The 15,066-nt window shown below is 71.5% G+C and carries 13 protein-coding genes; 5 read left to right on the plus strand and 8 right to left on the minus strand.

From position 1 onward, the window contains the following. Positions 1–33 precede the first annotated feature (33 nt). Positions 34–828 carry a carbon-nitrogen family hydrolase gene (locus tag AB0F13_RS07125; RefSeq protein ID WP_362076492.1) on the minus strand — a complete coding sequence of 265 codons (795 nt, stop codon included), beginning with the start codon at positions 826–828 and terminating at the stop codon, positions 34–36. 149 nt (positions 829–977) lie between these two features. Between AB0F13_RS07125 and AB0F13_RS07130 the strand changes: the two genes are divergently transcribed. Then, positions 978–1,808, plus strand: a complete 831-nt coding sequence (locus AB0F13_RS07130) for a maleylpyruvate isomerase family mycothiol-dependent enzyme (RefSeq protein WP_362076495.1) — start codon at positions 978–980, stop codon at positions 1,806–1,808. On the opposite strand, the gene AB0F13_RS07135 is transcribed toward AB0F13_RS07130, so the two are convergent. The 6 genes from AB0F13_RS07135 to pdhA all read right to left on the minus strand — a co-directional run bounded on the left by AB0F13_RS07135 (position 1,798) and on the right by pdhA (position 8,593). Continuing rightward, positions 1,798–3,126: an MFS transporter gene (locus AB0F13_RS07135; protein ID WP_362076498.1), complete on the minus strand. Its 1,329-nt coding sequence runs from the start codon at positions 3,124–3,126 to the stop codon at positions 1,798–1,800. The two genes, AB0F13_RS07130 and AB0F13_RS07135, sit on opposite strands and share 11 nt — an antisense overlap. Beyond that, positions 3,123–3,794 (minus strand): GntR family transcriptional regulator, encoded by a 672-nt coding sequence (locus AB0F13_RS07140; RefSeq protein WP_362076501.1) that lies wholly within the window; start codon positions 3,792–3,794, stop codon positions 3,123–3,125. The genes AB0F13_RS07135 and AB0F13_RS07140 overlap by 4 nt, the downstream gene beginning before the upstream one ends. An 84-nt stretch (positions 3,795–3,878) precedes the next feature. After that, entirely contained in the window at positions 3,879–4,688 is an 810-nt protein-coding gene (locus AB0F13_RS07145) for a helix-turn-helix transcriptional regulator (RefSeq protein WP_362076504.1), read from the minus strand. Between the two features lie 228 nt (positions 4,689–4,916). Continuing rightward, positions 4,917–6,446, minus strand: a complete 1,530-nt coding sequence (locus AB0F13_RS07150; protein WP_362076507.1) for a dihydrolipoamide acetyltransferase family protein — start codon at positions 6,444–6,446, stop codon at positions 4,917–4,919. A gap of 21 nt (positions 6,447–6,467) precedes the next feature. Further along, a complete protein-coding gene (locus AB0F13_RS07155) occupies positions 6,468–7,448 on the minus strand; it encodes an alpha-ketoacid dehydrogenase subunit beta (protein ID WP_362077183.1) in 981 nt (326 codons plus the stop codon). A 2-nt stretch (positions 7,449–7,450) separates the two neighbouring features. Then, positions 7,451–8,593 (minus strand): pyruvate dehydrogenase (acetyl-transferring) E1 component subunit alpha, encoded by a 1,143-nt coding sequence (gene pdhA / locus AB0F13_RS07160; RefSeq protein WP_362076510.1) that lies wholly within the window; start codon positions 8,591–8,593, stop codon positions 7,451–7,453. 361 nt (positions 8,594–8,954) lie between these two features. On the opposite strand from pdhA, the gene AB0F13_RS07165 reads away from it, so the two are divergent. The 3 genes from AB0F13_RS07165 (at position 8,955) to AB0F13_RS07175 (ending at position 11,252) form a co-directional block, all read left to right on the plus strand. Continuing rightward, positions 8,955–9,614, plus strand: coding sequence for a response regulator transcription factor (locus AB0F13_RS07165; protein ID WP_362076513.1), 660 nt, complete (start codon positions 8,955–8,957; stop codon positions 9,612–9,614). An 84-nt stretch (positions 9,615–9,698) separates the two neighbouring features. Next, complete coding sequence (locus tag AB0F13_RS07170) at positions 9,699–10,160, plus strand: pyridoxamine 5'-phosphate oxidase family protein (RefSeq protein WP_362076516.1); 462 nt, start codon at positions 9,699–9,701, stop codon at positions 10,158–10,160. A gap of 63 nt (positions 10,161–10,223) precedes the next feature. Continuing rightward, positions 10,224–11,252, plus strand: coding sequence for a phosphotransferase (locus AB0F13_RS07175; RefSeq protein ID WP_362077186.1), 1,029 nt, complete (start codon positions 10,224–10,226; stop codon positions 11,250–11,252). 88 nt (positions 11,253–11,340) lie between these two features. Here AB0F13_RS07175 and AB0F13_RS07180 read toward each other — a convergent pair whose 3' ends face one another. Then, positions 11,341–12,930, minus strand: coding sequence for a protein kinase (locus AB0F13_RS07180; RefSeq protein WP_362076519.1), 1,590 nt, complete (start codon positions 12,928–12,930; stop codon positions 11,341–11,343). A 316-nt stretch (positions 12,931–13,246) separates the two neighbouring features. Between AB0F13_RS07180 and AB0F13_RS07185 the strand changes: the two genes are divergently transcribed. Beyond that, positions 13,247–14,926, plus strand: coding sequence for a protein kinase (locus tag AB0F13_RS07185; protein WP_362076522.1), 1,680 nt, complete (start codon positions 13,247–13,249; stop codon positions 14,924–14,926). Positions 14,927–15,066 lie beyond the last annotated feature (140 nt).

Raw genomic sequence — 15,066 nt, forward strand, 5'->3', positions numbered from 1 at the left:
GCTTCGCGCACACGACCTCCGGCCGCGTTGTCCTCAAACGCCGGACGGGCTGGACTTCAGCACCCGGTCCTTCAGTGCCGGGAACTCCTCGCGGGTCTTGGTCACGCGTGCCGGGTCGAGGTCCACGGTGAGGATCTCCTCGCCCGGGCCCGCCTCGGCCAGGACCTCGCCCCAGGGGTCGACGACGATGCTGTGGCCGGCCTGTTCCACGCCGCCGTGGGTGCCGGCGGTGTCGCAGGCCAGGACATAGGCCTGGTTCTCCACGGCGCGTGCCCGGGCCAGCAGCGTCCAGTGCTCGCGCCGGCGGGCGGGCCAGCCCGCGGGGACGACGAAGAGCTGCGCGCCCGCGTCGACCAGGGCGCGGAACAGTTCGGGGAAGCGCAGGTCGTAGCAGGTGGCCAGGCCCAGCGTGGTCTGCGGCAGGCGCACGGTGACGGGCTCGGTGCCGGCGCCCATGAGGACGGCCTCGCCCTTGTCGAAGCCGAAGCGGTGGATCTTGCGGTAGGTGTGGACGAGGTCGCCGGAGGGGGAGAAGACGAGGGAGGTGTTGTAGAGCGGGCCGCCCGGGTCCCGTTCCACGATCGAGCCCGCGTGCAGCCAGACGCCCGCGTCGCGGGCGGCCCGCGCCATGGCGTCGGCGGTCGGGCCGTCCAGCGGCTCGGCCTCGGCGGCGAAGGACTCGTAGGCGAAGGCGCCGACGGGCCAGAGCTCCGGGAGCACCACGAGGTCGCTGCCGCGCTGTTCGCGCACCAGCCGGGCCGCGCGCTCGCGGCGCGCGTCGACGGGCTCTTCGGGATCCACGCCGAACTGGATCAACGAGGCGCGCACAGTACCACCACTCTCCGCATCCCTCACACGAAACCTCTGCCGAGGCGACCGTCCGCAGCGTAACTTAACGGCATAGGCCCCAGACAGCACTTGCCTCGCTCGTACGTACGCATCCGCCCTGCCGCCAGCAACGCCCGAGGGATCAGCCCGTGACAGTCCATCCCAGCCTTCAGCCCGCGATCGACGCCTGGACCCACTCCATCGAATCCATCAACGAGTTGGTCAAACTTCTTGCCGAGAGCGACTGGAACCGGGCCACCGAGTGCCCTGGCTGGTCGGTGCGCGATGTGGTCTCGCATGTCATCGGGATCGAGTGCGAAATGCTGGGCGACCCCAGGCCCATTCACACGCTGCCGCGCGATCTGCGGCACGTCACCGACGAGTTCTCGCGCTACATCGAGGTCCAGGTCGATGTGCGGCGCTGTCACACGGCGCCGGAGATGACCTCGGAGCTCGAGTACACGATCATCCGGCGTTCGCGACAGCTGCGCAACGATCAGCGTCCGCCGCAGACGCCGGTGCGCTGGCCGCTGGGCACCACCACCGAGCGGACCCTCGAACGGACGCTGATGCTGCGGGCCTTCGACGTCTGGACGCACGAGCAGGACCTGCGCCGCGCCCTGGGCATGCCGGGGAACCTGGACTCGCCGGCAGCGGCCCTCACCCGGGACTTCCTGCTGCTCGCGCTGCCCGGGGTGGTGGCCCAGGGCGCGGGGGCGCGGCCGGGTTCGACGGTCGTCTTCGATGTGCACGGCCCGCTGGAGTTCCTGCGGACCGTGCGGGTGGGCCCGCAGGGCAAGGGGTCGCTGGAGAGCACCGTCTCGCTGGGGCCGGCGGTGACGTTCGGGCTGGACTGGGAGACGTACGCCCGGCTGGCGTGCGGGCGGGTGCGGCCGGAGGCGGTGGCGGACCGCATCAAGGTGGAGGGGGATCAGGCGCTGGCGGGGGCGATCCTGCGGGAGTTCGCCGTCACGCCCTGAGGCCGCCGCCGTCCGGGCGCACCGGTACGTGCACGGTCTCGACGCGGGAGACGACGATCCGCTCGCGTTCGCGCCGTTCGGTCCGGCCCCTCAGGCGCAGGATCTGCGACAGCCCCAGTGCCTGCAGTACGAAGACGGAGGCGAAGGCGGTCCGGTAGTCGCCGCCGGTGGTGTCCAGCAGGAGGCCCACGGCCAGCAGTGTGGTGATGGAGGCGATGAAGCCGCCCATGTTGACGATGCCGGAGGCGGTGCCCTGCCGCTCGGGCGGGTTGGCGGGGCGCGCGAAGTCGAAGCCGATCATCGAGGCGGGGCCGCAGGCGCCCAGCACCGTGCACAGGGTGATCAGCAGCCACATGGGCGCGTGTGTCCCGGGCCAGGCGACGACCGCCGCCCACAGCAGGGCCGTGGCCCCCAGCGTGCCGAGGGCGAGCGGCAGCCGGGCCGCGTGGTGGCGGCCGATGATCTGCCCGTAGACGAGCCCGACGGCCATGTTCACCAGGACGACGAGCGTCAGCAGGGAGCCCGCCGTCCCCCGCGCCAGCCCCTGGGCCTCCACCAGGAACGGCATCCCCCACAGCAGCAGGAAGACCATCGCCGGGAACTGGGTGGTGAAGTGCACCCACATCCCCAGCCGGGTGCCGGGCTCGTGCCAGGCCCGGAGGATCTGCTGCCGCACGAAGCCCTTGCCGGGGCGGGGCCCGGCGGCGGGTTCGCAGCCCTCGGGGTGGTCCTTGAGGAAGGCCAGCAGCAGGCCGAGGACGACCAGGCCCGCGCCCGCGCTGCCCGCGAACGTGGCCGTCCAGCCGGCGCTGTGCAGCAGCCGGGCGAGCACGATCGTGGAGATGAGGTTGCCCGCCATCCCGAACAGGGCCGCGACCTGCGCGATCATCGGGCCGTTGCGGGCGGGGAACCAGCGGGCGCCCAGGCGCAGCACGCTGATGAACGTCATTGCGTCGCCGCAGCCGAGCAGGGCGCGGCAGGCGAGGGCCGTGCCGTAGGAGTGGGAGAAGGCGAAGCCGGACTGGGCCGTGGTGAACAGGACGACGCCCAGGGCCAGCACCTTCCTGGTGCCCAGCCGGTCGACCATCAGGCCGACGGGTATCTGCATGCCCGCGTAGACGAGCAACTGGAGGACGGAGAACGTCGAGAGGGCCGAGGCGCCTATGCGGAAGCGCTCGGTGGCGTCGATGCCGGCGACGCCGAGGCTGGTGCGGAAGGTGATGGCGACGAAGTAGACCGCGACGCCGATGCCCCAGACGGCCATGGCCCGGCGGCCGCCGGGAGGGTCGCCGGGCAGTGCTGTGGGGCCAGAGCTCATCGGGTGTCCCCCCGGGCCAGGTTGCGTACCCAACTGACGTGCCGGTCGACGACGTCGGTGGCCGCCGCGGCGTCCCCGGAGCGCAGGGCCTCCAGGATCTCGGTGTGTTCGGCGATGTTCTTGGCGATGCGGTCGGGGTGCGCGTGCATGACGGCCACGCCCATGCGCAGCTGGCGGTCCCTGAGCTGTTCGTAGAGGCCGGACAGGATGCGGTTGCCCGCGCTGCGGACGATCTCGGCGTGGAAGGCGCGGTCGCTGAGGGAGACCGCGGCGAGGTCGCCGGTGGCGGCCTGCCGCCGCATGTCCTCGACCAGTTCCTCCAGCCGGGCCAGCAGCGCCGGCGGGGCGGGTACGGCCTTGGCGGCCGCGTACTTCTCGACCAGCAGCCGGGTCTCCACCACGTCCGCGATCTCCTGTGCGGACACGGCGAGGACGAGCGCGCCCTTCTTGGGGTAGAGCTTGAGCAGCCCCTCCGCCTCCAGCCGCAGCAGCGCTTCGCGCACGGGGGTGCGGGAGACCCCGACGGCCTCGGCCAGGTCGCCTTCGGTGAGGAGTGTGCCGCCTTCGTAACGCCGTTGCAGTACGGCGTCCTTGACGTGCGCGTACACGCGCTCGGCGGCAGCGGGCGCTCTGCCCTGGACGGAGGGGACGGCGGGCGCGCATGGCATGCGCACAGCATAGATACAACACAGATGCCTGATGAGGCCCTGTCCGCGATCCGGACGATCGCCGTCGTGATGTCCGGTGCGGGCTTACACGCCCGCCCAGCCGTCGACGGGGGTGATGAAGACGAACCGCAGATCCGGGCGCTGTATGGGCAGCAGGACATGGCTCGTCACCCGTATCTCCGCGCTGCCGTGGTAGGGCAGGCGGAGCCGGAAGACATGGCCGTCGCGGTGCTCGACCACGTCGTACTCCTCGCTCCATATGCGCCGGCAGTCCGCGTCGCTGTCGAGGATCTCCCCGACGAGGGCGCGCAGTTCCTCGTTGCCGGGGTTGCTGTTGGCGGCGACGCGGAGCATGGCGAGGTAGATGCGGGCGCAGCTGTCCTCCCAGTCGAGCATCTGCTCGCGGGCCTCGGGGTGCAGCAGCGCCCAGCGCATGAGGTTGGGGCGGGGGCGGCGGACCCAGGGGAACCACTCGCCCATGAGGGAGTTGGCCGCCACGACGTTCCAGGCCAGGTCGGAGAGGTACGCGGGGTAGGAGACCTGCTGCTCCAGCAGCGCCTTGACGCCCGGCGGCAGGTCGGTCTGCTCGCGGTCCGCCTCGGGGGGTCTTCGGCCGCAGACGGCGAGGAAGAGGGTGAGGGTCTCCGCCTCGCTCAGCCGCAGGGCCCGTGCGACGCGCAGCAGGAAGCTCTCGGAGAAGTCCTGGCGCCGGCCCGCCTCCAGCGCCCGGTACCAGCCCTCGCTGACTCCCGTCATCCGGGCGACATGCGCCTGGGAGAGCCGCCGGCCGGGGCGCGGAAACACCCCCCGCAGCTCGCGGACGGTCCGTGCGTCGATCCGGCCGCGCCAGCCACGGAGCAGACGGCTGATGGATTCGCCATCCACGCGGTCCACCGCGGCCTCCAATTCCGACACTGCAAGTGTCGCTCAATGTTAAGTAAATTGCACAGCACGGGCCATTCCACCTCCGGACCAGGGGCGGGGTGTATCCCGAGGCCGCTCCGTACACAGACAGAGGGCCCGGACAGCCACTCTCTCCTCACTGGAGGGGGGTGAGGAGAGATTTGTCCGGGCCCTCTGTCCTGCGCGGCCCGTCACGGGGGTGCGGGCCGCGCAGGGGGTTCACGCCCAGGTGATCAGGCGCTGCGGGTCCTCCAGGACGGCCGCGATGTCGGCGAGGACCTTGGAGCCCAGCTCGCCGTCGACGAGGCGGTGGTCGAAGGAGAGCGCCAGCGTGGTGACATGGCGCGGCTTGACCTTGCCCTTGTGCACCCACGGCTGGAGCTTGATCGCGCCGAAGGCGAGGATCGCGGACTCGCCCGGGTTGAGGATGGGCGTGCCGGTGTCGATGCCGAAGACCCCGACGTTGGTGATGGTGACCGTGCCGCCCGACATCTCGGCGGGTGAGGTCCTGCCCTCGCGTGCCGTGGCGACCAGGTCGGCCAGGGCCTGCGACAGCTCGGGCAGCGCCTTGGCCTGGGCCTCCTTGATGTTCGGCACGATCAGGCCGCGCGGGGTGGCCGCGGCGATGCCCAGGTTGACGTAGTCCTTGCGGACGATCTCCTGGTTCTCCTCGTCCCAGGCGGCGTTGACGTCCGGGTTCCGCTTGATCGCCACGAGCAGGGCCTTGGCGACGATCAGGAGCGGGTTGACCCGCAGCCCCGCCATGTCGGGGTCGTCCTTGAGCTTCTGGACGAGCTTCATCGTGCGCGTGACGTCGACGGTGACGAACTCCGTGACGTGCGGCGCGGTGAAGGCGCTGGCCACCATGGCCTGGGCGGTGGCCTTGCGGACGCCCTTGACGGGGATGCGGGTCTCCCGTGCGGCGAGGGCGGGCGCGACGGCGGGGGCCGGCTGCTCCCCGGCCACCGGCTGCGCGGGCGCGGCGGTGGTGCTCGCGGCGGCGTGTACGTCCTCGCGGGTGACGATCCCGTCCGGGCCGCTGGGAGTGACGGCCGCCAGGTCGATGCCGAGGTCCTTGGCGAGCTTGCGCACGGGCGGCTTGGCCAGCGGCCGGGCACCGGTCGCCGGTGCGCCGGGGCCGACGGCCGGCGCGGGGGCGGGTGCCGGGGCGGGTGCCGGGGCGGCGTGGCCGCCCAGTTCGGACCGGACCGCGGTGGCGAAGGACGCCTGCGGCGCGGCGGCACAGGCGCCCGCCTGCGCCGGGACGCCCTGCCCCGCGGCGGCCGCGGTACCGGTGGCCCCGGTCTCCGGCCGCGCCTTGCGCGGCCTGCGCTTCGTCGAGGACGGCGCGGCGCCGTAGCCGACGAGCACGGCCTGGCGGCCCTGCTGCTCCGGCTCGGGCTCCTCGGCGAGGGCCGAGGCGGCGCTCTGCTCCGCGTGGGCGGCGGTCGAGGCGGGGGCCTCCTCCGCGGGCCCCGCCCCGGGCTGCGTGTCCACGGAGATGATCACCTGGCCGACGTCGACCGTCGTGCCCTCGGGGAAGCGCAGCTCGTGCACCACGCCGTCGAAGGGGACCGGCAGCTCGACGGCCGCCTTGGCGGTCTCGACCTCGCAGACCACCTGCCCGTCGGAGACGGTGTCGCCGACGCTCACGTACCACTTGAGGATCTCGGCCTCGGTGAGTCCCTCGCCCACGTCGGGCATCTTGAACTCACGGAACCGCAGGCCGGTGTTGGCGGTGCTTGTCATTGTCACGACTCTCCCTCAGCCCTAGTACGCCAGCGCGCGGTCGACGGAGTCGAGCACCCGGTCCAGGCCGGGCAGGTACTCGTCCTCCAGCCGGGACGGCGGGTAGGGGGCGTGGTAGCCGCCGACCCGAAGGACGGGGGCCTCCAGGTGGTAGAAGCAGCGCTCGGTGATGCGGGCGGCGATCTCGGCGCCCGAGCCGAAGAAGACCGGGGCCTCGTGGACGACGACCAGGCGGCCGGTCTTCTCCACGGACCGCTGGACGGCGTCGAAGTCGATCGGCGAAATCGACCGGAGGTCCAGGACCTCCAGGGACTTGCCCTCCTCCGCGGCCGCGGCCGCGGCCTCCAGACAGGTCTTGACCATCGGCCCGTACGCGGCCAGCGTCAGGTCGGTGCCCTCACGGACGGTGCGGGCGGCGTGCAGCGGGCCCGGGATCGCCGTCGTGTCGACCTCGGAGCGGTCGTGGTAGCGGCGCTTGGGCTCGAAGTAGATGACCGGGTCGTCGCTCTCGACGGCCTGCTGCATCATCCAGTAGGCGTCGGCGGCGTTCGACGGCGAGATCACCTTCAGGCCCGCCACGTGCGCGAACAGCGCCTCGGGGGACTCGCTGTGGTGCTCGACCGCGCCGATGGCGCCGCCGTAGGGGATGCGGATGACGACGGGCAGCTTGATCTTGCCCAGTGCCCGGGCGTGCATCTTCGCCAGCTGCGTGACGATCTGGTCGTACGCGGGGAAGACGAACCCGTCGAACTGGATCTCCACCACCGGGCGGTAGCCGCGCAGCGCCAGGCCGATGGCCGTGCCGACGATGCCGGACTCGGCCAGCGGGGTGTCGATGACCCGCTCCTCGCCGAAGTCCTTCTGCAGCCCGTCGGTGACGCGGAAGACGCCGCCGAGCTTGCCGACGTCCTCGCCCATGACCAGGACCTTGGGGTCGGTCTCCAGGGCGGTGCGCAGGGAGGCGTTGATCGCCTTGGCGATCGTGAGCTTCTCGATGCCCATGGTCACTTGCTCTCCTCAGCGAACGAAGCCTGGTACGCGGCGAACTGGGCGCGCTCCTCGTCGACGAGCGCGTGCCCGTCGGCGTAGGTGTGCTCGAACATCGCCATGTCGTCGGGGTCGGGCATGGTGCGCACGGTGTCCCGGACCCGCTTGGCGAGCGCGTCGCTCTCCGTCTCCAGCGCGGCGAAGAACTCCTCGTCCGCGAGGCCCTGCTTCTCCAGGTAGGCGCGCAGGCGCAGGATGGGGTCCTTCGCCTCCCACAGCACCCGCTCCTCGTCGAGCCGGTAGCGCGTCGGGTCGTCCGAGGTGGTATGGGCGCCCATGCGGTACGTGAACGCCTCGACCAGCATCGGGCCCTCGCCGGTGCGGGCGCGCTCCAGCGCGGCACGGGTGACGGCGAGCACGGCCAGCACGTCGTTGCCGTCCACCCGCACGCCGGGGAAGCCGTAGCCCTGGGCGCGCTGGTAGAGCGGGACGCGGGTCTGCCGCTCGGTGGGCTCGGAGATCGCCCACTGGTTGTTCTGGCAGAAGAAGACGACCGGCGCGTTGTAGACGGCGGCGAAGGTGAAGGCCTCGGCCACGTCGCCCTGGCTGGAGGCGCCGTCGCCGAAGTAGGCGATGACGGCGGAGTCGGCGCCGTCCTTGGCGATGCCCATGGCGTAGCCGGTCGCGTGCAGCGCCTGCGAGCCGATGACGATCGTGTACAGGTGGAAGTTGTTCTCGTTGGGGTCCCAGCCGCCGTGGTTCACGCCGCGGAACATGCCCAGCAGGTTCGTCGGGTCGACCCCGCGGCACCAGGCCACGCCGTGCTCGCGGTAGGTCGGGAAGACGTAGTCGTCGTCGCGGGTCGCCCGGCCGGAGCCGATCTGCGCGGCCTCCTGGCCCAGCAGGGAGGCCCACAGACCCAGTTCGCCCTGGCGCTGCAGCGTCGTCGCCTCGGCGTCGAAGCGGCGGGTCAGGACCATGTCCCGGTACAGACCACGCAGTTCCTCGGGTGACAGGTCGATGGAGTAGTCGGGGTGCTCGACCCGCTCGCCCTCCGGCGTCAGCAGCTGTACGAGTGCGGGCTCACCGGCGTCCTTCTTGGCGCCGGCCCGCTTGCTGCTGCGCCGCGGCTTGCGCGCGGCAGTGCTGTCCACGGTCACGTGTGCTCCTCCGTCTGTCCGGCCCCCGGGGTCGCCGGCGGCCAGAGGGGTTCCCGCCGCCGTGAGGCGGAGGGAGGCTCGCTCGATCCCCGACGGCACACGGGGTGGGTGTGCCGAGGCCGGAACCGGGCGTGACAGGTGCCCCGGCGAATGGCCTGCAATATGCACGTTACCCAGTGGGTGGCATTCCTGCGAAACCCCGCCTGACCTGCGATTTTGCTTGGATTTCCAAGTAAATCGAGAAAGCTGGAGCCAATGCGGGTGCCAATCCACTGGTCAGCGCCTTGCGGGCCGCCGGAACGGGGGCACGTTATCCCGGCGGACAAGAGCAGGGGAAGACTTGATGTGTGAAACTGGCACCGTGCGCGAGCAACGAAAAATCACGGTATTTCTACTTGACGACCATGAAGTCGTACGTCGCGGCGTCCACGAGCTGCTCTCGGTCGAGCAGGACATCGAGGTGGTCGGCGAGGCCGGTACCGCCGCGGACGCACTCGTGCGCATTCCCGCCACCCGCCCCGACGTGGCCGTACTGGACATCCGGCTTCCGGATGGCAGCGGAGTCGAAGTCTGCCGTGAGATCCGCTCGCAGGACGAAAACATCAAATGCCTGATGCTCACCTCTTACGCCGATGACGAGGCGCTGTTCGACGCGATCATGGCGGGCGCTTCCGGTTATGTCCTCAAGGCCATTCGCGGCAATGAGCTGCTCTCGGCCGTACGGGACGTGGCCGCCGGCAAATCCCTGCTGGACCCCGTGGCGACCGCCCGGGTGCTGGAGCGGCTGCGCGAGGGCAGGGACTCCAGGGGGGACGACAGGCTCGCCTCCCTGACCGATCAGGAACGCCGCATTCTCGATCTGATCGGCGAGGGCCTGACCAACCGCGTCATCGGCGAGCGGCTGCACCTGGCCGAGAAGACCATCAAGAACTACGTCTCCAGCCTGCTGTCCAAGCTCGGCATGGAACGCCGCTCCCAGGCCGCCGCCTACGTCGCCCGCCTGCAGGCGGAGAAGCGCTAGCGGGCGCCGCGAGGGACTTTTGGCCCTCCCATCAGGGGCCAGCGCCCCTACGGGAGCGCACGGCGGCAGGGCACAGTGGTGCCCATGCCAGCCGCACCACACGATGAGTTCCGGGCGCTCGAACTGCTCGGCGGAACGCCCTACGGCAGGGTCTCCGTGAGCATGCGCGCACTGCCCTTCGTCACCGTGGCCCGGCACATCGTCGCCGACGGCCCACCCGGCTCCCCCGGCTCCCCCGCCCGCGTACTGCTGCGGCTGCACGGCGGCTTCGGCTACGCCCAGGCCTGCGACGGCAGCGTCGTGGCCTACGGCGCCGACAACCTCGCCGGCCGGCGCGAGGGCGACGAGTCCGTGTGGACCGTGCAATTCGTCGGCACGGCACGGATATTCGAGCCCGGCCCGGCGGAACTGGCCCTCTTCGGCCGCCCTCCGCACTCCGCCGACGACGCGCCCTTCATTCCCGAATACCTGTGCATAGAACCCCAGTTCATCACCCTGCACCACCTCGAAGGTGTACCCGCGCGACAAGCCGTGCACTCAGCGTGAATTAACATCTGGGGCGTGCCGCGCTCACTTGTCACCGATGCCCCATCCGACACCGGATCCCACATCGGACCTGACATCGGCACCCTGCGCACCCTGCTGCGCCGCTACGACCGCGCCGGCGAACCCGTCTCCTGCGAAACCCTGACCGAGGGCCTCCTCAACCGCGGTTACCGCCTCTCCACCACCCGTGGCCGCTTCTTCCTCAAGCACCACCTCGACGGCGACCACGACGCCATCGCGCGCCAGCACGACGTGACCCGCCGCCTGGGCGCCCTGGGCCTGCCGGTGGCCCCGCCCGTCGCCACCGCCGACGGCAGCACGGTGACCGTCCTGGGCGGCCGCTGCTACGCCCTCCACCCCTGGATCGAAGGCCACCACCGCGACGGCGGCGAGCTCACCGAGGCCCAGTCCCGCCGCCTCGGCACCCTGCTGGGCCATGTGCACACGTGCCTGGAAGAGGTCATGGAGGGCCCTGAAGGGGCCGCCAAGGGCCCCGGAGCGCCCTCGGACACGGCAGCCCGCCCGGAGGACACCTTCACCCTCATCGAGGAGCTCCTGGGCCTGGTCCGCCGGGGCAAGGGCAGCCGGCCCCGCGACTCCTTCGACGAGCTGGCCGAGCACCGCCTCGTCGAGCGCCGGGCCCTGCTGGAGCGCCACGCCCACCGCCGCCCGCCCGCGGCCGCCACGCCCGCCCGGGGCTGGGTCCACGGCGACTTCCACCCGCTCAACCTGCTCTACCGGGGCGGCGAGCCGGCGGCCATCGTCGACTGGGACCGCCTGGGGGTCCAGCCCCGCGCGGAGGAGGCCGTACGAGCCGCGGTGATCTTCTTCCTGCGCCCCGACGGCACGCTGGACCTGGCCAAGATACGGCCGTACGCGCGCGCCTACCGCCGCGCGACCGGTGCGGACGCGGCGGAGCTCGCGGCGGCCGTGCACCGGGTGTGGTGGGAGCGGCTCAACGACTTCTGGATGCTGCGCTGGCGCTACCAGCTGGGCGACCTGCGCGCCGACCCCGGCTTCCCGGCGTCGGCCGCGCTGGCGGTGTGGTGGACGCGCTCGTACGAATCCGTACGCGCCGCGTTCACCGACTGACCGGGCCGGCGCTCACCGGCCGGCCGGGCTGGTCCGGGGGGCGGTCCGGGACGGTCAGAGATGGGCCCGGACGGGTCCGGGCTTCGGGTCAGCCGGAGGCGCCCAGGCTGGTGCCGCCGGGGTTGGTGCCGGGGCTCGCCGGGCCCCCCGTGGGGTTCTTCGGGTCGTCCGTCACCGGGCTGGTCGGCTCCGTCGGGGGCTTCGTCGGCGGCGTCGCCTGGCCGGTCGGCCCCGTGCTCGGGGGACGGGACTGCCGGGTGGACTCGCCGGAGGGCTCCCGCGTCCGCTCGGCCGGCGTGTTCCAGTCGTCGTTCTCGCCGCCGGTGGTGCCGCCCTGGTCCGCGGTGGGGCCCGTGTGCTTCGAGGGGCTCCTGCTGGTGCTGGGGGTGGGGGACTTCGGACTGGCGGACTGCTTGTTGCTGGGCTGTTCCTTGGTGCCGCCGGTGTCGCCCTGCTTGAGTACGAACGCGATACCCGCCACGACCGCGATGAGCGCGAGCGCGGCGACCAGCCACACCTTGCCCTTGCCGCCGCCCGCGCCACGACCGCCGCGGCCACCGTTGTAGCCGTCGAAGCCGCCGTCGTCGCCGCCCCGGCGGGGCAGGATCCGCTGCTGCGAGGTGTCGCCGTGCTGCGGGTGCGGCATGGCCGTGGTGGCGCCGATGCCCCCGCCCATGCCGCCGAGCACCTGGGTGCTCGCGGCGACGTGATCGATCGGGCCGGTGTTCCACACGCCCGTGTGGCTGCCGGCGTCGTGCAGCATCTGCAGCGCGTACTGGACCAGTCCGCGCATCTCCTCCGCACTCTGGAACCGGTCGTCCGGGTCCTTGGCGAGGGAGCGCATGACGAGCCCGTCCAGCTCCGGCGGCACCGTCTGCGACACCTGGGACGGCGCCACGGGGGTGTCCTGGACGTGCTGGTAGACCACCGACAGCGGGGTCTCGCCGGTGAAGGGCGGCCGCAGCGCCAGCAGTTCGTACAGCAGGCAGCCGGTCGCGTAGAGGTCCGAGCGGGCGTCGACGGTCTTGCCGAGGGCCTGCTCGGGGGAGAGGTACTGCGGGGTGCCCATGACCATGCCGGTCTGCGTCATGGTGGACGCCGCGCCGTGCAGGGCGCGGGCGATGCCGAAGTCCATGACCTTGACGGCGCCCGTGTTGGTGATGATCACGTTGGCGGGCTTGATGTCACGGTGCACGATGCCGTGCTGGTGGCTGTAGGCCAGCGCCTCCAGCACACCCGAGACGATGATCAGCGCCTGCTCGGGCGGCGGGGCCTCGGCATTGAGCAGGAGGTCGCGAATGGTGCGGCCTTCAACCAGCTCCATGACGATGTACGGCACGACGTTGCGGCCGACGGTGTCCTCGCCGGAGTCGTAGACGGCGACCACGGAGTGGTGGTTCAGACCGGCGACGGACTGCGCCTCGCGGGTGAAGCGGGCCTTGGAGACCGGGTCCTCGGCGAGGTCGGAACGGAGCAGCTTCACCGCGACCGTACGGCCCAGGCGCACGTCCTCGGCCGCGAAGACCTCGGCCATGCCGCCGCGGCCCAGCCGGTGGGTCAGACGGTAGCGGCCGTCCCCGACCAGTCCGCCATTGCCCCACATTTCAGGCACATCGGGCATTCCGCCCCCGTTGGCGTCAGGGTCGGATGGACCCTGGGCGCTCTGCGTCTGTGCCATCAGTCCTCGCCGTCGTGTCTGGTCCGCTTCGCGTGGGAGGCGAATGCGCGGGGAAACTCGATAAAGCCGCTCCGCTAGGGCACGCTACAGGCTTTGCACCGTGCGCCGGTCCGGGATGACCGGCTATCAAACCCGTACCGGTACGAGCAAGGCAAATCCCGTGACCGCTTGTCGCGCATCCGGTCACGGAACGGGCACGCGGCTTGACGTGCCCGTTGCCTGGGGCAGACTTGGCCGGGATACGTCGGAGAAGAGCTGGATCGGGCCTGTGGCCGGGTCGCCACATCAGGCAGTGCGCCGAGGGGGAAGTAACACCATGAGCCAGGACGGCGCACGGGGTCGCTACGCGGGACGAGCTGTGGGCGGCGGCCGCTACCAGCTGCGTGACCTGCTCGGCGAGGGCGGCATGGCGTCCGTGCACCTGGCCTACGACTCGGTCCTCGACCGCCAGGTGGCGATCAAGACCCTGCACACGGAGCTCGGCCGCGAGGCCTCCTTCCGCGAGCGCTTCCGCCGCGAGGCCCAGTCGGTGGCGAAGCTCACGCACACCAACATCGTCTCGGTATTCGATACGGGCGAGGACGATCTCGACGGCTCGACGATGCCGTACATCGTCATGGAGTACGTCGAGGGCCAGCCGCTGCGCTCCGTGCTCGACGCGGACGTCGCCCGGTACGGCGCGATGCCCACCGAGAAGGCGCTCAAGATCACAGCCGATGTGCTGGCGGCGCTCGAGGTCAGCCACGAGATGGGCCTGGTCCACCGCGACATCAAGCCCGGCAACGTGATGATGACCAAGCGCAACGTGGTCAAGGTCATGGACTTCGGCATCGCCCGCGCCATGCAGTCCGGCGTCACCTCGATGACGCAGACCGGCATGGTCGTCGGCACCCCGCAGTACCTCTCCCCCGAGCAGGCGCTGGGGCGCGGCGTCGACGCCCGTTCCGACCTCTATTCGGTCGGCATCATGCTCTTCGAGCTGATGACCGGGCGGCTGCCGTTCGACGCGGACTCGCCGCTGGCCATCGCCTACGCGCATGTCCAGGAGGAGCCGGTCGCGCCCTCCACGATCAACCGGTCGATCCCGCCGGCCGTCGACGCACTGGTCGCCCGCGCCCTGAAGAAGAACCCGAACGAGCGCTTCCCGAGCGCCGAGGCGATGCGCGACGAGTGCGCCCGGGTGGCGGGCACGGCCCAGGCCGCGCCCTCGCCGATCATCATCGCGGGCGGCCCGCCGGCCCGCAGCGGCGCGGGCGTCAGCTCGGCCGTCTTCCCGCCCGTCGACGGCGGGACCCCCGCCCCGGGCCCGCAGAGCGTCCAGACGCCGTACCAGAACCCCTACGGCGGCGGCTACGCGCCCGCCACGCCGCCTCCCGGCCCGCAGGGCTACCAGACGAACCCCGCGCCCTACCAGGCCGGCCCGAGCACCCCCGCAGCGCCGTACGCGGCCCCCTCGGCCCCCGTGGGCGGCGGATCGTCCGGGTCCCACGGGTCCGGAGGCAAGAGCAACAAGCCGGTCCTCATCGGCTCGGGCGTCGTCGCGGTGCTCGCGGTCATCGGTGTCATCGCCGCCATCGCGCTCAACGGCGGCGGCTCCAAGAACCAGGCCGACGACAACCCGTCGCAGTCCCCGGCCTCGGCCACCCCCGGCGGCGGCAACATCAGCGGGGGCGGGACCGCCGGCGCCGGCGGCACGCAGGCGAAGGTCAAGGAGGGCGACAAGTCCAAGACCGTCGGCCGGGAGAAGTGCACGAAGGCGTACGACAACTACCGGGACAAGTCGAAGAAGAGCGCGCCGGACTTCAAGTACATCTACATCGACTCGGTGAAGGACTGCCTCCAGGCCGCAGGCTGGAAGTACCGGGTCGACGTGGTGAACGAGAACACCTGGGGCAAGGGCACCGTGATGACGCAGAACCCGGAGACGGGTGACCCGTTCGACCCGAAGAACGGTGAGTTCGTCCTGACCGTCTCCACGGGCGAGGCGGCTTCGTAGGGACGGCTTTGTGGGGCGGCTTTGTGGGGGCGCTTCCTAGAGGCGGCTTCGTAGAGGCGGCTTCCTGGGTGTACGGCGAAGGCCGGTTGTCGACTACGACAACCGGCCTTCGCCGTACCGGGCTTGGGAGAACGCCGGGC

It is taken from the genome of Streptomyces sp. NPDC026206, from assembly GCF_040638465.1.
GTDB lineage: Bacteria > Actinomycetota > Actinomycetes > Streptomycetales > Streptomycetaceae > Streptomyces.